Origin of the sequence: Mesorhizobium sp. dw_380, assembly GCF_018588885.1 — a bacterium.
Classification (GTDB): domain Bacteria; phylum Pseudomonadota; class Alphaproteobacteria; order Rhizobiales; family Rhizobiaceae; genus Mesorhizobium.
In genome coordinates this window covers 40,646-61,516 of sequence record NZ_JAFFIW010000002.1, presented here as the reverse complement: position 1 = coordinate 61,516, position 20,871 = coordinate 40,646, and the positions used below count along the sequence as shown (strand labels likewise).

At 63.7% G+C, this 20,871-nt stretch carries 19 protein-coding genes; 11 read left to right on the top strand and 8 right to left on the bottom strand.

Annotation, left to right across the window (positions count from 1 at the left end):
* Window positions 1-167 precede the first annotated feature (167 nt).
* Window positions 168-2,372 carry an NAD-dependent DNA ligase LigA gene (ligA, locus tag JT360_RS01970; RefSeq protein ID WP_214469807.1) on the top strand — a complete coding sequence of 735 codons (2,205 nt, stop codon included), beginning with the start codon at window positions 168-170 and terminating at the stop codon, window positions 2,370-2,372.
* Window positions 2,372-3,061, top strand: a complete 690-nt coding sequence (locus JT360_RS01965) for a DUF2461 domain-containing protein (protein ID WP_214470102.1) — start codon at window positions 2,372-2,374, stop codon at window positions 3,059-3,061. Before ligA ends, JT360_RS01965 begins: the two co-directional genes overlap by 1 nt.
* 134 nt (window positions 3,062-3,195) lie before the next feature.
* Here JT360_RS01965 and JT360_RS01960 read toward each other — a convergent pair whose 3' ends face one another.
* Complete coding sequence (locus JT360_RS01960; RefSeq protein WP_214469806.1) at window positions 3,196-3,954, bottom strand: SDR family NAD(P)-dependent oxidoreductase; 759 nt, start codon at window positions 3,952-3,954, stop codon at window positions 3,196-3,198.
* Between the two features lie 122 nt (window positions 3,955-4,076).
* On the opposite strand from JT360_RS01960, the gene JT360_RS01955 reads away from it, so the two are divergent.
* Complete coding sequence (locus tag JT360_RS01955; protein WP_214469805.1) at window positions 4,077-4,805, top strand: AzlC family ABC transporter permease; 729 nt, start codon at window positions 4,077-4,079, stop codon at window positions 4,803-4,805.
* Entirely contained in the window at window positions 4,802-5,098 is a 297-nt protein-coding gene (locus tag JT360_RS01950; RefSeq protein WP_214469804.1) for an AzlD family protein, read from the top strand. Before JT360_RS01955 ends, JT360_RS01950 begins: the two co-directional genes overlap by 4 nt.
* Before the next feature lie 224 nt (window positions 5,099-5,322).
* Here the strand turns inward: JT360_RS01950 and JT360_RS01945 are convergent, their stop codons facing one another.
* The 3 genes from JT360_RS01945 to JT360_RS01935 form a co-directional block, all read right to left on the bottom strand.
* On the bottom strand, window positions 5,323-7,167 hold the full coding sequence (locus JT360_RS01945) for an aminopeptidase P family protein (RefSeq protein ID WP_214469803.1): 1,845 nt from the start codon (window positions 7,165-7,167) through the stop codon (window positions 5,323-5,325).
* 139 nt (window positions 7,168-7,306) lie between these two features.
* Window positions 7,307-8,179: a 50S ribosomal protein L11 methyltransferase gene (locus JT360_RS01940; protein WP_214469802.1), complete on the bottom strand. Its 873-nt coding sequence runs from the start codon at window positions 8,177-8,179 to the stop codon at window positions 7,307-7,309.
* A 67-nt stretch (window positions 8,180-8,246) separates the two neighbouring features.
* Window positions 8,247-8,825 (bottom strand): SCO family protein, encoded by a 579-nt coding sequence (locus JT360_RS01935; RefSeq protein ID WP_214469801.1) that lies wholly within the window; start codon window positions 8,823-8,825, stop codon window positions 8,247-8,249.
* Window positions 8,826-9,014: 189 nt separating this feature from the next.
* Here JT360_RS01935 and JT360_RS01930 point away from each other — a divergent pair, with 189 nt between their 5' ends.
* From JT360_RS01930 to JT360_RS01920, 3 genes are all read left to right on the top strand, one after another.
* Window positions 9,015-9,533 (top strand): CreA family protein, encoded by a 519-nt coding sequence (locus tag JT360_RS01930; protein ID WP_214469800.1) that lies wholly within the window; start codon window positions 9,015-9,017, stop codon window positions 9,531-9,533.
* An 82-nt stretch (window positions 9,534-9,615) separates the two neighbouring features.
* Window positions 9,616-10,257 carry a transferase hexapeptide repeat family protein gene (locus JT360_RS01925; RefSeq protein ID WP_214469799.1) on the top strand — a complete coding sequence of 214 codons (642 nt, stop codon included), beginning with the start codon at window positions 9,616-9,618 and terminating at the stop codon, window positions 10,255-10,257.
* Window positions 10,258-10,526: 269 nt separating this feature from the next.
* Window positions 10,527-10,952: a low affinity iron permease family protein gene (locus JT360_RS01920; RefSeq protein WP_214469798.1), complete on the top strand. Its 426-nt coding sequence runs from the start codon at window positions 10,527-10,529 to the stop codon at window positions 10,950-10,952.
* Window positions 10,953-10,955: 3 nt separating this feature from the next.
* On the opposite strand, the gene JT360_RS01915 is transcribed toward JT360_RS01920, so the two are convergent.
* Entirely contained in the window at window positions 10,956-11,822 is an 867-nt protein-coding gene (locus tag JT360_RS01915; RefSeq protein ID WP_214469797.1) for an SDR family NAD(P)-dependent oxidoreductase, read from the bottom strand.
* Between the two features lie 272 nt (window positions 11,823-12,094).
* On the opposite strand from JT360_RS01915, the gene JT360_RS01910 reads away from it, so the two are divergent.
* A complete protein-coding gene (locus tag JT360_RS01910; protein WP_214469796.1) occupies window positions 12,095-12,376 on the top strand; it encodes a hypothetical protein in 282 nt (93 codons plus the stop codon).
* Window positions 12,377-12,436: 60 nt separating this feature from the next.
* Here the strand turns inward: JT360_RS01910 and JT360_RS01905 are convergent, their stop codons facing one another.
* A complete protein-coding gene (locus tag JT360_RS01905; protein WP_214469795.1) occupies window positions 12,437-13,012 on the bottom strand; it encodes a TMEM175 family protein in 576 nt (191 codons plus the stop codon).
* Window positions 13,013-13,253: 241 nt separating this feature from the next.
* Here JT360_RS01905 and JT360_RS01900 point away from each other — a divergent pair, with 241 nt between their 5' ends.
* Entirely contained in the window at window positions 13,254-13,637 is a 384-nt protein-coding gene (locus JT360_RS01900; protein WP_214469794.1) for an SH3 domain-containing protein, read from the top strand.
* A gap of 176 nt (window positions 13,638-13,813) precedes the next feature.
* Window positions 13,814-15,022, top strand: coding sequence for an MFS transporter (locus tag JT360_RS01895; protein WP_214469793.1), 1,209 nt, complete (start codon window positions 13,814-13,816; stop codon window positions 15,020-15,022).
* Between the two features lie 26 nt (window positions 15,023-15,048).
* On the opposite strand, the gene JT360_RS01890 is transcribed toward JT360_RS01895, so the two are convergent.
* Both JT360_RS01890 and JT360_RS01885 read right to left on the bottom strand, forming a co-directional pair.
* Window positions 15,049-16,521, bottom strand: a complete 1,473-nt coding sequence (locus JT360_RS01890) for an MATE family efflux transporter (RefSeq protein WP_214470101.1) — start codon at window positions 16,519-16,521, stop codon at window positions 15,049-15,051.
* A gap of 166 nt (window positions 16,522-16,687) precedes the next feature.
* Window positions 16,688-18,154, bottom strand: a complete 1,467-nt coding sequence (locus JT360_RS01885) for an esterase-like activity of phytase family protein (protein WP_214469792.1) — start codon at window positions 18,152-18,154, stop codon at window positions 16,688-16,690.
* Window positions 18,155-18,457: 303 nt separating this feature from the next.
* Here JT360_RS01885 and JT360_RS01880 point away from each other — a divergent pair, with 303 nt between their 5' ends.
* Window positions 18,458-20,869 carry a GcvT family protein gene (locus JT360_RS01880; RefSeq protein ID WP_214469791.1) on the top strand — a complete coding sequence of 804 codons (2,412 nt, stop codon included), beginning with the start codon at window positions 18,458-18,460 and terminating at the stop codon, window positions 20,867-20,869.
* Window positions 20,870-20,871 lie beyond the last annotated feature (2 nt).

The following is a 20,871-nucleotide window of genomic DNA, read 5'->3' as shown; positions in this document are numbered from 1 at the left end:
CGGGCGCCATGGGCCGAGTCAGGATATGGCTCATCCTGCCGTTCAGGAATGATTTTCCCAAAGTCCTGATCTATCTCTTTGTTGGAGCATGATCTTTTCCGAAAACCGGTTCCCACTTTTCGGGATCATGCTCTATTGTGACGCGCCACCGTTCGGGGGAGAAAAGCATGGCCGAAAAGTCAGTCGATTCACTCAGCGAAAGCGAGGCTGAAGCCGAACTCCAGCGGCTGGCGCAAGAGATCGCCGAGCACGACCGGCGCTACCACACCGAGGACGCGCCTGTTATCACGGACGCGGACTATGACGCGCTACGGCGCCGCAACCTTGCCATCGAGGAGCGCTTTCCCGGCCTGGTGCGCGAGGATTCACCGACGCGCAGGGTTGGTGCGCCACCGGCGGAAGGTTTTGCCAAGGTGCGTCACGCCGTGCCGATGCTCAGCCTAGCCAAGGCCTATACCGATGAGGATGTCACCGATTTCATCGAGCGCGGACGGCGGTTCTTCGATCGCGACAAGGACCTCGACATCGCCTTCACCGCAGAACCGAAGATCGACGGGCTGTCGGCTTCGCTGCGCTACGAGAACGGCGTGTTCGTGCAGGGCGCGACACGCGGCGACGGTGCTGTGGGCGAGGACATCACGGCAAACCTCAGGACCATCGCCGATATTCCCGCGAAGCTGAAAGGTTCGGGCTGGCCGAAAATCATCGAGATCCGTGGCGAGGTCTACATGACTTATGCCGAATTCGAGGCGCTGAAGCAGCGCTCGGCCGCGGCCGGCGGCCAGGATTACGTCAATCCGCGCAACACGGCTGCCGGCTCGCTGCGCCAGAAGGATCCGTCCGTAACCGCCAGCCGCAATCTCAAATTTTTTGCCTATGCCTGGGGCTATACGACGGCAGACCCGGCGCCGACCCAGTACGAATCCGTGCAGAAATTCGCCGATTGGGGTTTCAAGATCAGCCCGCTGATGGTGCGGGCGAAGTCCGTCGAGGAACTGGTCGCGCATTATCACCGGATTGAAGAGCAGCGCTCGTCGCTGGGCTACGACATTGACGGTGTCGTCTACAAGGTCGACCAGCTGGAGTTGCAGCGCCGCTGGGGTTTCGTCACCGGCGAGCCGCGCTGGGCGGTCGCCCACAAGTTCCCGGCCGAACAGGCGATGACGACGGTTGAGAGGATCGACATCCAGGTCGGCCGCACCGGCACGCTGGCGCCGGTCGCGCGGCTGGCGCCGGTGACCGTCGGCGGCGTCGTGGTCGAGAACGTCACGCTGCACAATGAGGATTACATCAAGGGTTTCGACAGCAACGGCCTGCCGATCCGCGACGGTATCGACGTGCGCATCGGCGACACGGTGGTGATCCAGAGGGCAGGCGATGTCATTCCGCAGATCGTCAGCGTCGTCATCGACAAGCGTCCGGCTGATGCCGTGCCTTACGAATTCCCGCACACCTGTCCGATCTGCGGCTCGCCGGCGACGCGCGAGATCAACGAGAAGACCGGCAAGGAGGATTCGCGCCGGCGCTGTACCGGCGAACTGATCTGCCCGGCGCAGGCCGTGGAAGGACTGCGCCATTTCGTATCGCGCGGTGCTCTCGATATAGAAGGCCTTGGCGCGGAAAACATCGACACCTTCTTCAATGCGGGATTGATCAAGACAGCCGCCGATATCTTCACGCTCAGGGATCGCCGTTCGGCCGTCACCAAGGCTCTGGCCGAACGACGCGAGGAGCAGGCCAGACAGCGCGAACAAGCGTCCGGCAAGACGCGCAAGAATGTGCGCAGCGTCGAGGACCGCAACTATGAAGGCCTGGACAAGCTGTTCGCGGCCATAGACGCGCGCCGCGAGCCGGAACTCGATCGCTTCATCTTCGCGCTCGGCATCCGCCATATCGGCGAGACGACGGCGGCCGTGCTGGCCCGCACCTTCTCGACCATCGAGGAACTGATCCGCGTCGGCAAGGAGACGGCCGCGGCGGAGGATCCGCACACCGTCTTCCCATCGATCAACGGCATTGGCGACACGGTGATCGATGCGCTGCGCGATTTCTTCGGCAATGAGCGCAATGACGACGTGCTCGAGAAGCTGCTCGATCAGGTCAAGCCGAAGCCGTATATCGTCACGGTCTCGGCCGATAGCGAGGTCGCCGGCAAGACCATCGTCTTCACCGGCTCGCTGGAAAAGATGACGCGCTCGGAAGCCAAGGCGATGGCCGAGCGTCTCGGTGCCAAGGTTGCCGGCTCGGTTTCGGCCAAGACCGACCTGCTGGTGGCCGGACCCGGCGCCGGCTCGAAGCTCAAGCTTGCCGGTGAACTCGGCGTCGAAGTCATCGACGAGGACACTTGGCTGCAGCGGGTCGGCAAGGCGTGATGGAGAGTGCGTTCAAAGGGTTGGGCCCAAAGGCCATTCCGTTCCTGAAGGCGCTGGATTTCCACCAGAGCCGGGAGTGGTTCCAGGAGAACCGCGACCTCTTCGAAAGCGAATTGCGCGATCCGCTGGGCGATCTCGTCGACACGCTTACGCAGCGTTTTGCAGAGGCCGGCCTCGGCCTGCGTGGCGATCGCAGGAAGTCGCTGTTCCGCATCAACCGCGACGTTCGCTTCGCCAAGGATAAGCGCCCCTACAACCGGCACCTCTCGGCAATCCTGTCGCCTGACGGTACGAAGATGGAGCAGGGCGTGTTCTACGTTCACATCGGGCTGGAGGGATGCTTTGCCGGCGTTGCCTGGTGGCAGCCGGAGGCGGCGCTGCTGCTGGCGATGCGCCGTTCCATCGAGACATGGCCCGAGAGGTTTCGCGCCATGGTGAAGGCGCTGAACAAGAACGGCCTCGACCTCGATGCCGAAGGCGGCATGAAACGCACGCCGCGCGGCTTCGAGCATGTCACCGACAAAGACCTCGTCGCGGCCATTCGCAACCGGCATTTCGTCGTTCGCCACGTGATCGATCCGGCTGGCATCCACGGGCCGGAACTGGTCGAGGAACTCGTCGACTTCACCTTGCGCGCCAAGCCGCTGCTCGATTGGGGCAGGGCGATCGAGGGCAAGTCGTTGGACTAGGCGCCCCTCTATCTCTTTGTTTCGACGCAATTCCCTGGGCAAAGCGCTACGCGCTTTTGCCGGGAAAACCGTTTCACACTTTTCCTGGAATTGCTCTAGCTGCTGGCGCTCCCAAGCAGCACGACAGGCGCGGGCTACATGCGCATCAACAGCCCGCCGTCGACGGCGAGTTCAATTCCGGTGATGTAACTCGCAGCGTCGGAGAGCAGGAAGAGCGCGGCATTCGCCATGTCCTGCGGTGTGCCAATCCGTCCGAGCGGCGTGTAATCGGCAACGGCAGCGCGCTTCTCTTCGGTATCCCAACGGGCCTGCAATGGGGTGAGTGCCATGCCGGGGCAGATCGCGTTCGAACGGATGCCCTCGCCGGCAAGCTGCATAGCGAGGGACTTTGAAAGCGCGCAGACGCCGGCCTTGGATGCCTGGTAGGCGTCCTGCGGTTTCGGATCGCCCCGGTACCATTGGATCGTCGAGAAATGCACCATCGCCCCACCGCGTCCACCTGAGCGCATATGCGGAACGACCGACCGTGCCGTGTGAACGAAGGATTTCAGATTGATGTTGAAAACCTGGTCCCAGACATCGAGATCCATTTCCAGTGCCGACCTGTCGCGGCCGAACCAGAGCACGCCGGCGACATTGGCGAGATAGTCGATGCCGCCGCGCTCACGGCCCGCCGCATTCACGACCTGCTCGACAAAGGCAGCGTTGGTCAGATCGCCCTGAGCAAAGGTGAGCCTGTCTTTGAATTTGGACAGCGAGACCGGGGCGGGCTTGACGTCGATGGCGGTAACCGACGCGCCGGCTTCGAGCAGCGCAAGCGCGATCGCCTCGCCCATGCCGCCGCCAGCGCCGGCGACGACCGCGTGCCTGCCGGTGAAATCATAAACGATCATCCGCAACCTCTCCGTGCTTCGCGCGCCCCAAGACTTCAGTTTCGCTGATTGTTGGCTCAAACGAATTCGTCTGACTTTCCAACCGCTCGCTCCTACATATCAGCGCAATTTGGGAATGGGATATGTCAGCAGAGACCTTGACGGAAAATTCTTTGGCCAGCGACTTCTGGCAAGGCGTGCGGCTCTCCATGCCTGTCGTGGTGGCGTCGGCGCCGTTCGCGGTGCTGTTCGGGGCGCTTGCCGTCGACAATGGCTTCTCGGTCCTTGAAGCCTTCCTGATGAGCGCGCTGGTCTATGGCGGCGCCAGCCAGATGGTCGGCATCCAGCTGTTCGGCCAGCATGTCGCGCCGTGGCTGATCGTGCTGTCGATCTTCGCCGTCAATTTCCGCCACGTTCTCTACTCCGCCGGCATCGGCCGGCGCATCGCGCACTGGCCTGTCGTCAGCCAAGCGCTCGGCTATTTCATCCTTACCGATCCGCAATTCGCGGTGGCCGAGGCGCGGGCGCAATCGGGACAGACGGTCGGCTTCGCCTGGTATCTAGGGCTGGGCCTGCCAGTCTATGTGTTCTGGGTGGTCGAAAGCGCACTCGGCGCGCTCTTCGGCAAGCTCATTCCCGACACGCATGCGCTGGGCATCGATTTCCTGCTGCCGATCTATTTCCTCGGCCTCGTGATGGGCTTCCGCAAACGGCCGCTATGGCTGCCAGTGGTCATTGCCAGTGCTTGTGCCTCGATCATCGCCTACAAGACGGTCGGCTCGCCCTGGCACGTCTCGATCGGCGCCATCGCCGGCGTGCTGCTCGCCGTCATCCTGCCGCCGCACCATAGCGGCGTGGAGACAAGGCGATGAGCACGACATTCTGGATCATCATCGCCGGCGCGATCGCCACCTATTTGACGCGCATCGGCGGGCATCTGGTCATCTCCCGCTTCGAGAACATCCATCCACGCGTAGAGGCCGGCCTCAACGCGGTGCCCGCGGCGGTGCTGACGACACTGGTGGCGCCTGAACTGTTGAATGCCGGGCCGGCGGAATGGGCAGCGCTGGTTGTCACGGCGGTGGCTTCGCTGCGCGGCGGGCTGATGTCGATGTTTTTGGCGGGAGCGGCGGTTCTGATTTTGGCGCGGCAGTCTGTAGGGTAGAGTTCGAGGCGCTATCGTTTCGAACGTCCGCGCTGCCCCTCATCTGCCTGCCGGCATCTTCTCAGTGACGGGGAGAAGGGACTGGCCGCAACGCTGGCGCTCTTACTTGCAACGTTGAAAATTGGCGAAACCATTGGTGGCGGCATCCTTCTCCCCGTCACTATACGGGGAGAAGTGCCCGGCAGGGCGATGAGGGGCAGCGCCGACCTTTGAAGGCTCGTACCTCAAATCTTCGCGTCGTGCGGCAGCGGCGCGGTGGCCTTTTCCAGCCATGCCAGCGTCTCGCCGTCGAGCATCGGGCCGATCTCGGCCAGCACTCGGGCATGATAGGTGTCGAGCCAGTGCAGTTCCTCGCGCGTCAGCAGATCGGACCGCACAAGCCTGAGGTCGATCGGCGCCAGCGTCAGTGTCTCGAAGCCATGCATGGCGATGTCGCCGCCCTCGATTTGTTCGGCCGGCGTCACCAGGATGAGGTTCTCGATGCGGATGCCGTAGGAGCCTTCCTTGTAATAGCCCGGCTCGTTGGACAGCATCATGCCTTCGAGCAGCTTTTCGGTGCCGGTGCGGGCGATGCGCTGCGGGCCTTCATGCACGGCCAGGTAGGAGCCGACGCCGTGGCCGGTGCCATGGGCGAAGTCGCAGCCATGTTTCCACAGCGCCATGCGGGCGACGGCGTCGATTTCGGAGCCACGCGTGCCGGCGGGGAAGCGCAGCGTCGAAATGCCGATCATGCCTTTCAGCACCAGCGTGAAGCGCTCGCGCATCTCCTCGGTCGGCTGGCCGATCGGCACGGTGCGGGTGATGTCGGTGGTGCCGTCCTGATACTGCGCGCCGGAATCGAGCAGGAACAGTTCGCCGGCCTTGAGCTTGCGGCTGGTGGCGCGTGACACCCGGTAATGCATGATGGCGCCGTTCGGGCCGGCGCCGGAAATGGTGTCGAACGACACGTCGCGCAGCGGCATCTGGGTTTCCTCGCCAGTCTGCCGTCGCGTGTCTTCCAGCCTGGTGACGACCGCGATCTCATCGAGCGAGCCGGGTTTTTGGCGCTCCAGCCAGCACAAGAGCTTCGCCACCGCCGCGCCGTCACGCCGATGCGCGGCGCGCGATCCGTTGATCTCGGCCTGGTTCTTGGTGGCGCGCGGGATGCGGGCCGGGTCGGGCGCGGCAATCACGGTGCCGCCATTGTCCTCGACCAGCATGCGCAGCCGATCGGCGGCCAGCACCGGGTCGAGAGCGATCTTCGCGCCGCCCTTGGCAAGCGCCACGATCGCCGCTTCGAATTCGCCGGGCTCATGCAGGTCGGCAAGCTGGGTGAGATAGGCCGCGACCTGGCGCGAGAATTTGCGCTTGTCCATGAAAAGCTGGTGCGATCCATCGGCGGCGAGGATGGCGAAGCCGAGCGCCAGCGGCGTGTGCGGCACGTCGCCACCACGGATGTTGAAGGCCCAGGCGATGGAAGAGGGGTCGGTCAACACCGCGTGGGTGGCGCCGTCCTTGCCGATTGCTGTTGCCAGCCGCGCCAGCTTGTCCTTGGCGAGCTCGCCGGCAAAGCCGATCGGGTGCAGCTCGACGGGAGCCACCGGTGCCGCGGGCTGATCCTTCCAGATGATGTCGATCGGGTTCTTGGCCAGTGGCACCAGCACGGCGCCGGTCTTGTCGGCCGAGGCCTGCAGCGCCTTGACCTCACCGATCGTGTGCAGCCAGGGATCAAAGCCCAGCCGCGCGCCCTTGCCGATATTATCCTTGAGCCAGACGGCGGGCGGGTTGTCGACCAGACTTTCGATCGAAAATATGTCGAGATCGACCTCACTCCGCACCTGCAGAGTATAGCGCCCATCGACAAAGATGAAGGCGCGGTCGCGCAGCACGATGGCGACGCCGGCCGAGCCGCTGAAGCCGGTCAGCCATTTCAGCCGTGCCGAACGATCGGCGACATATTCGCCCTGATGCTCGTCCGCTCGCGGCACGATAAAGCCATCGAGGCCATTGGCGGCCAGCCACTGGCGCAGCAGCGCCACGCGCGGCTTGCCGACCGTCGGGTCGCCCGCGGAATCGAAGGTCTGGAACATGATGGGCCTCCTGATACTGGCGTGACCGTAGCCTATGGGCCCGGAAATCGGAATCGATTTCAGGTCGGCGCAAACTGCTACAGCGTCGCTTGGCTGACAACCGAGTGAGCTTGGTCCAGCGGCCGAACGAAGTGCCTGCTCAGTGCTTGAGGTGGATGGTCACCCAGCCCTCGCGGTGCAACGTGCTGATGTGGCGGAAGTTCTGGCCGATATAGGCCGAGACGACGGCGTCGCGCTGGCGATCGAGAATGCCTGACAGCACGATCGAGCCGCCCAGCGCGATATGGCCGGCCATTTGCGGCGCCAGCCGCATCAGCGGCCGCGCCAATATGTTGGCGACGATCAGATCGAAGGGTGCACGTTTGCCGAAGATCGGGTGGTGAAAGCCCGGCGCGGTCACTGTTTCGATGAGTGTCTTGACGCGGTTGAGCCGCGCATTGGCGGCGGCGACCTTGACCGCCACCGGATCGATGTCGGTGGCCAGCACCGGAATATGCGCCAGCTTGGCCACTGCAATCGCCAGCACGGCGCTGCCGGTGCCGAGGTCGAGCGCATTGCGCGGGTGCTCGCGCCGCACGACCTTCTCCAGCATTTCCAGGCAGCCGGAGGTGGTGCCGTGATGGCCGGTGCCGAAGGCAAGGCCGGCCTCGATCTCGATGGCGAGTTCGCCGCTGCGGCGCTTGCCTCGGTCATGCGCGCCATGGACAAAGAAACGGCCGGCGCGCACCGGCTTCAAGCCTTCCAGCGAGCGCGCCACCCAGTCGATGTCGGGCAGTGCCTCGCGCTCGACCGGCTTCGCCAGAGCGATGCTGGCGAGAATGTCCTTCATCCGTGCCTCGACCGCGTCGACGTCGCCATCGGCATAGAGCGAGACCTCGTGGATGTCCTGGTCCTCGTCGACTTCCAGCACGGCGATCGGCAGGCCTTCATCCTCGAAAGCCATCTCGAGCGCCGCGAAGATGCGCTCGGCCTCGATCTTTCCGGTGGTGAAATGCAGCCTGGTCTGGGTCATGGAGTTAAGTTTCCACCTTGAGCTTGATCTGGTCCGAAAACCGGTTTCCACTTTTCGGGATCAAGCTCTAGCCCTTGGCCGCCAGGCGCTTCAGCTTCTCAACGGCGGTCTCTGCGCTTTCGCCATAGGCGATCGTGCCGGCAAAGTCGCCCTTGCCGTTGAGCAGCAGCACCGAGGCGGTGTGGTCCATCGTGTAGTCACCGTCGCCGGTGTCGACCTTCTTCCAGTAGATGCCGAACGACTTGGCCATGGCATGAACCTTGTCCGGATCGCCGGTAATGCCGGTGATGCGGTCGGAGAAATTGCTGACATAGGCGTTCATCACCGGCGGCGTATCACGCTCCGGATCGACCGAGACGAAATAGGCATGCAAGTTCTTGCCGTCGTCGCCGAGCGTCTTCAGCCAGCCGGAGAGTTCGAACAAGGTCGTCGGGCAGACTTCGGGGCAGTGGGTGAAGCCGAAGAAGACGACACTGGGCTGCCCGCGGAACGCGGCCTCGGTGATCGGTGCGCCTTTCTGGTCGACCAGGGTGAAGGGCGCGCCGAACGGTTCGCCGCCATAATGGCCGCGATACCAGTCGAAGGTCAGCCAGCCGATGCCGGCCGCCATCAGGACGAGAATACCGACCAGGATAGAACGCATCATCAGAAAGGTCCGTCTGCAGAAATCATCGCGCCGGCTCAACGCCGCGCCGGTGCGACAGTCTTAGCGGTTCGGCCCCGCGCAGGCAAAGTGCCGCGTTGCCGCAACCACGGTGGTGTCGACATATCCGCTTGCAAAGCCGTGCGGTCCGCCCCACCTGAGACCGGCAACTCGAACCGCAGGAGGCTCCCCTTGCTCGAACTGGTTGGGCTCGAACTGATTGGGCGAAAATTGGTTGGCGGCGCGTTGGCCGCATGCGTCCTGCTTGGCGCCGGTAGCGCCGTCGCCGAGGAAGTCGGCAAGGTCGGCGTCGACTGGGTCGGCAATGACATCATCGTCGAAGCGATCAAGGATCCTAAGGTTGAGGGTGTGACCTGCCATGTTTCCTATTTCGACCGCAGCATCATCGATCGCCTGCACAAGGGCAACTGGTTCGAGGACCCCTCCGATTCATCCATCTCCTGCCGTCAGACCGGCCCGATCACCATCGGCGACATCGACACGAGCGAGGGCGGCGAAGAGGTTTTCAAGCAAGGCATCAGCCTGATCTGGAAGAAGCAGGTGGTGAACCGTATCTACGACAAGGCCAACGAGACGTTGATCTACCTTTCGCACTCGCGTCAGGTGCAGAACGGCTCGGCCAAAATGTCGGTCACAACGGTGCCGCTCTACGGCCAGAACGTCGTGTGGAGCAAGGGCAAGCCGAAATAGGCGCGGTCTGACCTTTCAGGAACTGGTCTGACGGACGATTGTCCCGCTTGCGGGACCAATCGCTCGGGGGTAAAGCCGCCGAATGGACCGTTCCGAAAACCTCGTCCTCAAAGATCCAGAACCGCGCATCCATCCGACCGCGGACCTGAAGGCATGCAAGCTTGGCCGCTACGCTTCGATCGGCGAGCGGGTGGTGTTGCGCGAGGTGAGCGTCGGCGACTTCTCCTATTTCGAGCGCCATGCCGAGGCGATCTATACGACGATCGGCAAATTCTGCTCGATCGCGGCCAACAGCCGCATCAATGCGCTGGAACATCCGATCGACCGGCTGACCCAGCACAAGGTCAGCTATCGGCCGAACGAGTATTTTCGCTGGCTGGGTGTCGATGCGGCGTTCCGCGAGCGGCGGCGGGCGAAAGCGGTGACCATTGGCCATGATGTCTGGATCGGCCACGGCGCGGTGATCATGCCAGGCGTCACGATCGGCAATGGCGCGGTCATCGGCGCCAATGCGGTGGTGACGCGGGACGTGCCATCCTACACGATCGCCGCCGGGGTGCCAGCGAAGCCGCTCCGGCCACGCTTTGCTCCTGAAATAGCCGCACGGATCGAAGCTCTCGCCTGGTGGGATTGGCCGGTCGAGAAAATCGCCAGGGCGGTTCCCGACATCCAGGCAATGCCGATCGAGGCCTTCCTCGATCGCTGGGAAGACGACGAGGCTTGAGACCGCCGGTCGTCTTCGGTCCGCGGTTTCCGGACTGAAACCCCTTCCGCCATGCGGGGGTGGCGCGGCGGAAGGGGCCGGAGGTAAACCGCTTTGAAGCGGGCGGAACAGGCACTTTTGCCTGCACGGTTACCCTCGCATTAAACTGATAAAGTGTGTCTTTCGTCTCATGCGCGCAGTGCGTGTATTCGATTGTATTTGTTGCCGGCGGGAACCTGAAACGGCCGCCGATGGTTTCTCATCGCGGCAGCCATGACGGATTTCGACAGATGGAAAAGCTTTTCACCAAGATCGCCAACTGGGTCGCCCACGTGACCGGCCTGCCGCTGACATTTGCCGTCTGCGGCCTGATCATCATCGTCTGGGCGGCAAGCGGACCATTCTTCGGTTTCTCGGACACCTGGCAATTGGTGATCAACACCGGCACCACCATCATCACCTTCCTGATGGTGTTTCTCATCCAGAACACCCAGAACCGCGACGGTGCGGCGATCCAGACGAAGCTCGACGAACTGATCCGGGTGAGCCGTGCCCACAACCACTTCATCGGCATCGAGCACCTGACGGAGTCCGAGGTCGAGGAAATCCGCGCCAAATGCGAACGGGCCGCCCGACGGCATGACAACAAGATCGCCGCCATGGCCGCAAAGAAAGCCTTGTCGCAAAAGCGAACTCCGAAAAAGCACGCGGCTTGAAAATCAGTCTTTCATGAAAGCCGCGAAAGCATCCTTGTGGTTCGGGTGCCAGCGCGACAGAGCAGGGCGGTTCTCGATAATGTCGCCGATCGCCCATGCCATGCGCTTTTCGTCCAGCGGCCGTGCTACTTCGTTGTCCGGGCACAAGATGTAGAAGTCGCCCCTGACCAGGGATTCCAACATGAAATCAACGACCTGCTCGCCAGTCCAGGCGCCGGCCGGTTTTTCCGTCGCACCCTCGGTGAGGCCGGTATAGGTGAAGCCGGGGATGAGCAGATGCGCTGACAGGCGAGCGCCGGGTTCGTTGCGCAGCGCATGCGCCAGGCCTTCGGTGAACGTCTTCACGCCGGCCTTGGAGACGTTGTAGGCAAGGTTGCCGGGCGGCGTGGTGATGCCTTGCTTGGAGCCGGTGTTGACGATCAGGCCCGGCCTGGCCGACGCCAGCATGCGCGGCGCGAAGGCTTCGACGCCATGTACGACACCCCAGAAATTGATGTTGAGCAGCCGTTTCCAGGCATCGCGGTTTTCCCAGGGTTTTCCCGGATTGTCGCCGACGCCGGCATTGTTCATCAGCAGCGAGACCTCGCCGAAAGCGCCGAATGCCCGGTCAGCGAGACGATCGACCTCATCGGCCTTCGAAACATCTGATGCAACGGCCAGCACGGCATCGCTGCCGGCAATGGCCGACACGGTGCGGGAAGCATCATCAAGGCGTGTCCCGCCAATGTCGGCGAGCACGATCCTCATGCCCATCAGCGCAAGCCGTTTTGCGGCTGCCAGGCCAATGCCGCTGGCAGCGCCGGTGATGACGGCGGTGTTGCCGGGACCAAGGGCGGGCAGGGCGGTCTGAATCTCTGTGTCGGGGATCATCGGCGATGGTTTCCTTCTTGCGATGGCGCAGAACTTAGCGCCGCAACAAGCTTGCGCAAGCCTCTGTCGGCCCGCTGCGCCCGAAGACCCACTCCACACATCCAAGGCGTTGTTTTCACGCCTGTCCTTGTCTCGAAACCGCGGCGGGCGCCAGGGTGAGATGGATTGGTTCGGGTTGACCAGGCCGGTCGAGGCTGCGCATGCTGCCCCGGCAAAAGGAGACTTTGCCGGGGCAAAAGGAGACTTTTGCCGGGGCAAATGGAGATTTTCGATTGACGGACTGGGTCGCAATTCTGAAGGAGCAGACCGCCATCGGCGACCAGATGGGGCGCGAGGTGTCGCAGATGCTGGCCAACCCCGACATCAGCGAAGCCCAGGTGAAAACACTGTTCTCGGCGCTGGAAAAACAGGCCGAGTTCGTCGAGAAACTGCGTATGGCACTGGAGAAATTCGGCCATGATTTCTCGATCATCAAGGCGGCTGAGCGGCTGGAGGAGCGCTATGCCGACCTGGCCGCCTCGGTGGCGGAAAAGCTGAAAGCGATGCGCAAGTAGCAATTCCAGGAAAGCGCGTAGCGGCTTTCCCTCAGGATTGGGCGAACGACTAGACCGCAGCTATTTTTCGATCATCCGCGAAAAACGCGTATCGGGCACCAGCCAGACCAAGGCAATGGCAACATAGAGCGCCACACCAATCCACCGGCTGAGGAAGGTGAGCGCGATGGCCGCAATGTAGACGGCGAGCGAGAGCCTTCCTTTGCGATCCCTGCCGATTGCCTTGGCGAAGGCGGTATCCGGCCCGTGCAGCCGACGCAGCGCGAGGACGAGGAAGCTGTAAGCCGTCGCGCACAGAACGAGGTCTAGCCCATAGACGGCGACTGGGACCGTGGCAAAATGGTTCTCGCCCATGAAAGCGGTCGTTACCGGCATCAACGACAGCCAGAACAGGAGATGCAGGTTGGCCCACAGCACGGCGCCGTCGACGCGCTGCACGGTGTGGAACATGTTGTGCAGATTGTTCCAGTAGAGGCCGACATTGATGAACGACAGCACGTAACAGAAGAAGATCGGCCACAACGGTGCCAGGGCGGAAAAATCCTCGCCATGCGGCACTTTCAGTTCCAGCACCATGATGGTGATGATGATGGCCACCACACCGTCGGTGAACGCCTCGACCCTGCCTTTGCCCATGATTCCAGCCTTTTTGCCCGCAAACGAATTGTCGAAAGAAAGTAAATTGTTAGCTTATGTTGCCGGGCCGATAAACGGCACCTGGGAAATTCCTCAACTACGTCAGGGGAAACTCCGGCACCGGAGCCGCTGAATTGATGATCGGCATTGGCCGCTTGTTGACTTTTCCTGCTGCTTTCTCTTCCTTTGATGCAACCCCTGGTCGAACCAGTCGAGCGGCCGGGATCGAATGGAGGGACTGATGAGATTTCGATTTCTGCTTGCGATAGCGACCATTCTGGCCGCGGTCCTCGGGACATCCGCAGCGGCCTTTGCCTACAGCGCCCACACCACGACCAGCCTCAATGTCCGCACCGGGCCCGGCGCGGGATACGCCAAGGTCGGGACGCTGCCGGCCGGTTTCAGGGTTGACGTGACCGGCTGTGAGCCGGGCTGGTGCAGGATCCATGGCGGCGGTGTCAGCGGCTGGGCAAGTTCCGGCTATCTGTCGCGGGCCCATGTCGTTCGCCCGCCGCATCGGCCGCCGCACTGGCACCACAGGCCGCATCGCCCTCCGCACCACCGCCCGCCGCACAGACCGCGCCCCGGCAAGTGCAAGATCGCGCCCGGTTTTCCCTGCAAATAATTGGTTGCTGGATGTCGTGATGGCTCGAGGGAGTGCCCGATCCGAGCCCGTTCACCGAGGCCTCCCGTTCAGGCCTGGGCCCACCGTGGTGTCAGGAGCCTGCCAGCCGGCCGGAACGTCGGGGGATGAGAACGCGTTAGGGTCGCTATCCCCGAAGCCGGTAGCGAGGTTTGGCCATGACCTTTCGTGATTTGGCGCATACGCAAGAACAGGCTCGCGGCGACGCCCTTGCCATTCCGACTGTCGCCGCGTTGATCGCCGTGCTGTTTGCCGGCAGCACAGCGCTGACGCCGCTCTATGTCATCTACAAGCAGCAATTCGGCTTTTCGCAGATCACGCTGACGCTGGTCTACGCGGTCTATGTCGTGGGCAATCTCGGCGCCTTGCTGGTGTTCGGCGGCGCGTCCGATGTTGTCGGGCGCCGGCCCGCGGCCCTGGCCGCCATGGTCGTCGCCATCGTCAGCGCGTTTGTCTTCCTGTTCGCCGAAAATGTCCTCTCGCTCGACATAGCCCGCATCCTGAGCGGGCTCGGCATCGGTGTCGGCGCTGGGACCGGGACGGCGTGGATCGCCGAACTCCTCCCCGATGCCGACAAGTCGCGCGCCAGCGTCATCACAACCAGCACCAATTTCCTCGGCCTCGGGTTGGGTGCGCTTGTCTCAGGACTGCTGGCTCAGTATGAGCCCTGGCCGTTGCGGCTGGTCTTCATCGTCTATCTGGCGGCACTCGTGGTGGTGGCCATCCTGATCTGGCGCACGCGCGAAACCGTGTCGAAGCCGGGCAGCCTCAATCAGATTTCCATGCGGCCGCGGCTTTCCGTGCCGGAGGATATCCGGGCGCGCTTCGTTGCGCCGGCGGTGACCGGTTTTGGCGCCATGGCGTTGGTCGGCTTCTACGCAGCGCTGGCGCCGAGCATCCTGGCGCAGCAACTGCATGAGACGAACCACGCCGTCGCCGGCGCGTTGTTCTTCGAACTGGCGATCGTTGCGGCGATCAGCATCGTGGCGCTGATGCGCCTGCAAAGCAGCAAGGCCATGCTGGCGGCGCTGGCCTTGATGATCCCAAGCGTCCTGCTGGTGGTGGCGGCGCAGGTGCTGGCCTCGATGGCACTGATGGTCGCAGCGACGGCGTGCTGTGGCGTTGCGGCAGCGCTCGGTTACCGTGGTGGCCTGCAGGTGGTGAACGAGATCGCGCCGCGGGATCGCCGCGCCGAAGTGGTGTCCAGCTTCTTCATCTGTTGCTTTGTCGGCAACGCCTTGCCTGTCATCGGTATCGGCATCGTATCGACCTATGCCAGCCCCGTCGCCGCGAGCCTCGCATTCGCCGGCATGATCGTCGTGTTTGCGCTGGTGGCGCTTGCCTTTGGACTGAAATACAGGCGTTGAAGCCAAGAACCGATCGGGCAGGGACTTCAGCCATTCGGCGTCTCAGGTGAAAGATGCGCGCGCTGGCGCGGCACGCCGAGCCCGGTGTCCGGAGGCTCGCCGGCGGCGAGCCTGTTCTCGATCATATGCATGGTGCGCCAGCGGCCGAAGCGGTAGTAGGCAGCGGCCAGAACCAGCGAGGTGATCGAGCCCGCCGGAAAGCTCCACCATAGCGCTTCCACGCCGAGCACGCCGCGCATGAAATAGGCAAAGCCGGTGCGCACGACCAGCACCGAGATCACCAGGATGATCAGCGGCGGCATCACGGCACCGGTGGCGCGCACGGTGGCGAACAGCACGATGGTGATGCCGAACAGGACGAACGACCAGGATGCCACGGTGTTGATGTGGGCGGCGATGTCGATCGCCGCGCTGTCGCTGCTCAGGAACAGGCTGAGGATCGAACGGTCGAAAAGCCACAGCAGCGCGACCAGGGCGCCGGTCAGGACGAGGTTGAAGCCGACGCCGGAGGCGGCGACGCGGCCGATCCGGTCCCAGCGGCCGGCACCGACATTCTGCGCCGCCATCGAGGAGACCGCGGCGCCGATGGCGAGCGCCGGCATCTGGATGTAGGTCCACAGCTGCGCGGCGATGCCATAGGCGGCGGCGACCTGCGAGCCATAGGAATTGACGATGCCCATCACCGTCAGGGCCGCCGCCGAGATGACGATCATCTGCAGGCCCATCGGCACGCCCTTGAAGACGACGATGCGCAGCAAAGCGGGATCGGGCCGCAGCAGCGCGAGGTTGGCGCCGGCCAGCCGCAACGGATGCTTGCGCGCATAGAGCACGACGAGGATGGCGATGACACTCACCGTCTGGCCGATCAGCGTCGAGGTCGCCGATCCGGCGATGCCGAGTTGCGGGAAGGGCCCGATGCCACGGATCAGCAGCGGGTTGAGCACGACATCGAGGACAACCGCCAGCGCCATGAAGATGAAAGGCGTGCGTGAATCGCCCGCACCGCGCAGCACGGTCATGACGAAGGACAGAAGGTTCATCATCGGCACGGCGACGAAGATGATGCGCAAATAGGAACGCGCCAGCGGCAAGGCGTCGGCCGGTGTGCCGAGCGTGTTGAGGATGGCGTCGACCCAGATCCAGCCACAGACCGCGAAGATCACCGAGACGAGGAAAAAGAAAGTGGCGCTGGTGCCGACGATGCGGCGCGCCTCGGGCAGGTCGCGGGCGCCGACTGACTGCGCCACCAGGATCGTGGCCGCCATGCCGATGCCGAACACGGTGCCGAGGATCAGGAACAGCACGAGGTTGGCGTTGGAGGTGGCGGTCAGCGCCGATTCCCCAAGGAAACGGCCAACCCAGACAGCATTGATCGAACCGTTGAGCGACTGCAGCACGTTCGAGCCGAGCACCGGCAGGGCGAACAGCAGCAGCGTGCGCGGGATCGGCCCGCTGGTCAGGTCGCCGGTGCGCCGACGTGCCGGCATTTTCTCGTCCATGGCGGGGAACTCGGCAAAGCTGATTTGGATCCGGTCCATGATGATATCGCAGGCCGGATCGAGATGCACCCCTGCGCGGGCGAACCGTGGCCGAGGTGCTGGTCCTTCGATCGTGCCAGCCACGGCGAGGGCGGACGCGCCCGGCGCGTCCGCCCTCGCCGTGTCGCTACTTCTTGCCGAGCCCTGGAAGCGTGACCTGATAGACCAGGAACATGGTGTCGACATCGGCGCCGTCGTCGGCCCTGTAGGGCGCGCCGACCTGAAAACCGTCCTGAGCGAGGAAGTCGTTGTCGTTGGCGACGAACAGGAAATAGTCGTCGGGCAGCTTCGGATCCAGCACACTCGCCAGCGACATCGCTTCCCATTTCTCGGAGAGGTTGTTGTGGTCGTTCGGCGCGCCATTGTGCAGGCCGAAGCGGTTGAGCTGGGCATTGTCGTTGATGTCGATGAACGGGGTCAGCTTGGCCGGCGTCACGGACGGGTCGAGCACACCCTTGGGGGCGACCGGCTTGTCCTTGTCGAAATCCGTGCCGGCGATGTCGGTTGCGGCGGAGACATCGACGATGTTGATCTCGCGGTAGAGCGAGGTGTCGCCCTTCACGCCCTGGCCGTTGCCGCTGTCGCGCGCCAGCATCAGGAATGATTTGTCAGACAGCGCCACGATCTCGCTTTGGGCGGCGACCTTGGTCTTGCCCTTGGCATCCTTGAACACCGGCAGCGGCACGACATATTCATGCGCCAGCTTCAGATGGGCGAGGTCGGAGGCGTCATAGACCAGCGCACGGGTGTTCTGCCGGGTCGAAGCGGAATCGCCGCCATCCTGCCTGGCCGCCGACTGCAGCACGGCGATCAGGAACTTGCCGTCCGGCGTCATCGCCATGCCTTCGAGGCCCTGGTTGTTCTGGCGGCCGGTCTCGGGATCTTTCGGGTCGGGCTCGGCAGCGCCTGGGCCGGGATTGTCCGAAGAGAAATTCGGCGTGCCCTTGCGCATCGGCACGAGGGCTGCCGGCGGCTGGGTCGCCGACAGCAGGCGGCCTTGCGCGGAGAACCGGTAGATATTGGGGCCATATTCGTCGGAGATGAACATCGAGCGGTCGGGCAGCCGCACGATCGCCTCGTTGTCGAGGGCGAGCTTGCCATTGCTGGCGGCAGGCAGCATCGGCATGTCGCCGGCGGCCGCGCGTACATCCGACAGCGGATCGAGGCCGGTGGCATCAGCGCCCTTGTCGTCGGTGAGCAGCATGGTGTCGGCAAGCGTCGCCTTGACCTCCGTCTCCGCCTGCGCGGCGGCGCCTGGTGCCGCCGGGGTAAACTCGATGCCGATCGTGTTGAGGCGCGGCCGGTAATCGGTGGTGCCGGCGACGTTATAGCCGCGATCGGGCAGCAGCCAGAGAGAACCCTTGTAGCCGGCCGCGTCACGCGTCCAGCCGGATGTGTCGATCGCCATGCCGGAGCCCGAGCCAAACGTCTCGCCGAACTTGTCGCGCTGAGCGGCCGGGATGCGGCCGACGCCGATCAGGCCCTTGTTGACGAAGCCGCCGACGGTCGCGGTGCTGTCGGCGAGCGCCGGCGTCAAGGCGGTGAACAAGGCCAGCGCGACGCCGAGCGACGCGGTTCGGTGCAGGTGTTTCATGGATGATCCTCTTGTGACGGATGTGCCGGGGCGGCCGAAGGACGAAAAGCTGAAAGAGGCGGCACATCGATGATGCCGCGCGCCGCCCCGAAAATCGGTCTAAGGCGCGAACATGATGCTTGCGTGACAGTGCGAACATGCCTGTCCGCCGGTATGTTCGCAGGCCGATAAAACACGCGCTCGGGCGAAAGAATTGATTGTCCACCGCGCATCGGCTCGGCCCGGCGAGCTGCATCGGTCATCCACTGGACACTTATGTCTAGTACATATATGATGCGGTTTCTGACAGATCGGGAGGAAGCCTTGAAGTCGCACTATCGCGCAGTGGTTATCGGGGGTGGCGTGGTCGGCGCCTCGGTGCTTTACCATCTGACGCGGTTCGGCTGGTCTGAAGTAGCGCTGATCGAACGCGCCGAACTGACGGCGGGTTCGACCTGGCATGCGGCGGCGGGGTTCCATGCCCTCAATGCCGACCCCAATGTGGCGGCGCTGCAGGATTACACCATCAATCTCTATCGTGAGATCGAGGCTGAATCCGGCCGGGATATCGGCCTGCACATGACCGGCGGCGTCAACATCGCCAGCGATCCCCAGCGCTGGGAATGGCTGAAATCGGCATGGGCGGTGTTCCAGTCGGTCGGTATCGAGACCGCCCGGCTGGTGAGTCCACAAGAGATCAAGGAACTCTGCCCGATCGTCGATGTCACCGGCGTGCTCGGCGGCCTGCACGATTCCAACGAAGGCCATCTCGACCCTTACGGCACCACGCATGCCTATGCCGGTGCCGCGAAGAAGCGCGGCGCCGACGTCATCCTGCGCAACCGTGTCGTCGAGCTGAAGTCGCGCGCCGATGGCCATTGGGACGTCGTCACCGAGCAGGGCACCATCGTCGCCGAGCATGTCGTCAACGCCGGCGGCTTGTGGGCAAAGCAGCTCGGCCGCATGGCCGGCGTCGACCTGCCGGTAACGCCGATGGAGCATCATTATTTCATCACCGAGGACATTCCGGAGATCGCGGCACTCAACCGGGAGATCGGCATCGCCGTCGATCTCGACGGCTTTTCCTACCTACGGCAAGAGCGCAAGGGCGTGCTGCTCGGTGTCTACGAGCAGAACCCGAAGCACTGGAACATGGACGGCGCGCCATGGGACTACGGCATCGAGCTGATCCCGGAAGACATCGACCGCATCAGCCCGGAACTCGCCAAGGCGCATGAACGCTTTCCGTGCCTGGCGACGGCCGGCATCCGAAAATGGGTCAACGGCGCTTTCACTTTCACCCCCGACGGCAATCCGATCGTCGGACCGGTGCGCGGCTTGAAAAACTATTGGGTCGCCTGCGGCGTCATGGCCGGCTTCAGCCAGGGCGGCGGCGTCGGCAAATCGCTGGCCGAATGGATGATTTTCGGCGAGCCGCAGGCCGACATCTTCGGCATGGACATTGCCCGCTACGGTGCCTTCGCCGCCAACCGGGAATATCTCAAGCAGACGACGCGGCAATTCTATTCACGCCGTTTCGTCATGACCTTTCCCAATGAGCGGCTGCCGGCCGGCCGGCCTTTGAAACGCCCCGGCGCCTATGACGGCATGAGCGCGGCGGGCTGCGAATGGACAGCATCGTGGGGGCTGGAAATCCCGGCCTATTTCGCACCGATGGGTTTTCGCGAAAACACCACGCTCAAGCGCTCCAATGCCTTCGATATCGTCGGCGACGAGGCGCTGCAGGCACGGCGTGCCGCCGGCCTCGTCGATATCTCGGCCTATTCGCGCTACGCGGTGTCCGGCCCGGGCGCCGAGGCATGGCTCGACCGGCTGCTTGCCTGCAAGCTGCCGAAAGCCGGACAGGCGCGGCTGGCGCCCATGCTCGGCCCAGACGGGCGGCTGAAGGGCGATCTCACTGTCATCAACTGGGGCGACGGCGACCATTGGCTGATGGGCTCCTACTATCTCAGGGAATTCCACATGCGCTGGTTCGAGAGCCAGGCGGCGCAGGGCGTCGCGGTGTCAGACATTTCCGACGCGATGACCGGCTTCCTGCTGACCGGGCCGAATGCGCGCAAGATACTGGAGCGCACCACGCATCAGGATGTGTCGGCCGCGGCGCTGCCGTTCATGGCCTGCGGTGCGTTCGACATCGGCATGGTGCGCGCGCGGGTGGCGCGCCTCTCCATCGCCGGCGAGCTGGGCTTCGAGATCAGTTGCCCCGTGACCATGCACGCCACGCTGCGCGAGACGCTGCTTGCCGCCGGTGAGGATCTCGGCCTGGCCGAGATCGGCCACTACGCGCTCAATGCGCTCCGGCTGGAGAAGAGCTTCGGCATCTGGTCGCGCGAATTCACGCAGGGCTATACGCCCCGCCGGGCCGGCCTCGACCGTTTCATCGCCTTCGACAAGGGCGATTTCGTCGGCCGCGAAGCGGCACTGAGGGAGCGTCAGGCGGGCGCCTCGCAACGGATCGTGACGCTGGAGATCGATGCGCTCGATGCAGACGCCAGCGGGTTCGAGCCGGTCTGGCGCGACGGCCGGCGCATTGGTTTCGTCACGTCAGGCGGATTTGGCTACACGATCGGCAAGAGCGTCGCGCTGGCGTTGATTGACGACGATTTTGCCGAGGAGGGGACAGCGCTTTCCGTGCACATTGTCGGCGTCGAGCGGCCGGCGCGCGTCATCGCGGCTTCGCCTTACGACCCCGAAGGCAAGGCGATGCGGCAATGAGG

Excerpts from the sequence above, each read along its gene's own strand:
- ligA (WP_214469807.1), top strand. The coding sequence starts at position 168 with ATGGCCGAAAAGTCAGTCGATTCACTCAGCGAAAGCGAGGCTGAAGCC.
- JT360_RS01965 (WP_214470102.1), top strand. The coding sequence starts at position 2,372 with ATGGAGAGTGCGTTCAAAGGGTTGGGCCCAAAGGCCATTCCGTTCCTG.
- JT360_RS01960 (WP_214469806.1), bottom strand. The coding sequence starts at position 3,954 with ATGATCGTTTATGATTTCACCGGCAGGCACGCGGTCGTCGCCGGCGCT.
- JT360_RS01955 (WP_214469805.1), top strand. The coding sequence starts at position 4,077 with ATGTCAGCAGAGACCTTGACGGAAAATTCTTTGGCCAGCGACTTCTGG.
- JT360_RS01950 (WP_214469804.1), top strand. The coding sequence starts at position 4,802 with ATGAGCACGACATTCTGGATCATCATCGCCGGCGCGATCGCCACCTAT.
- JT360_RS01945 (WP_214469803.1), bottom strand. The coding sequence starts at position 7,167 with ATGTTCCAGACCTTCGATTCCGCGGGCGACCCGACGGTCGGCAAGCCG.
- JT360_RS01940 (WP_214469802.1), bottom strand. The coding sequence starts at position 8,179 with ATGACCCAGACCAGGCTGCATTTCACCACCGGAAAGATCGAGGCCGAG.
- JT360_RS01935 (WP_214469801.1), bottom strand. The coding sequence starts at position 8,825 with ATGATGCGTTCTATCCTGGTCGGTATTCTCGTCCTGATGGCGGCCGGC.
- JT360_RS01925 (WP_214469799.1), top strand. The coding sequence starts at position 9,616 with ATGGACCGTTCCGAAAACCTCGTCCTCAAAGATCCAGAACCGCGCATC.
- JT360_RS01920 (WP_214469798.1), top strand. The coding sequence starts at position 10,527 with ATGGAAAAGCTTTTCACCAAGATCGCCAACTGGGTCGCCCACGTGACC.
- JT360_RS01915 (WP_214469797.1), bottom strand. The coding sequence starts at position 11,822 with ATGATCCCCGACACAGAGATTCAGACCGCCCTGCCCGCCCTTGGTCCC.
- JT360_RS01905 (WP_214469795.1), bottom strand. The coding sequence starts at position 13,012 with ATGGGCAAAGGCAGGGTCGAGGCGTTCACCGACGGTGTGGTGGCCATC.
- JT360_RS01900 (WP_214469794.1), top strand. The coding sequence starts at position 13,254 with ATGAGATTTCGATTTCTGCTTGCGATAGCGACCATTCTGGCCGCGGTC.
- JT360_RS01895 (WP_214469793.1), top strand. The coding sequence starts at position 13,814 with ATGACCTTTCGTGATTTGGCGCATACGCAAGAACAGGCTCGCGGCGAC.
- JT360_RS01890 (WP_214470101.1), bottom strand. The coding sequence starts at position 16,521 with ATGGACGAGAAAATGCCGGCACGTCGGCGCACCGGCGACCTGACCAGC.
- JT360_RS01885 (WP_214469792.1), bottom strand. The coding sequence starts at position 18,154 with ATGAAACACCTGCACCGAACCGCGTCGCTCGGCGTCGCGCTGGCCTTG.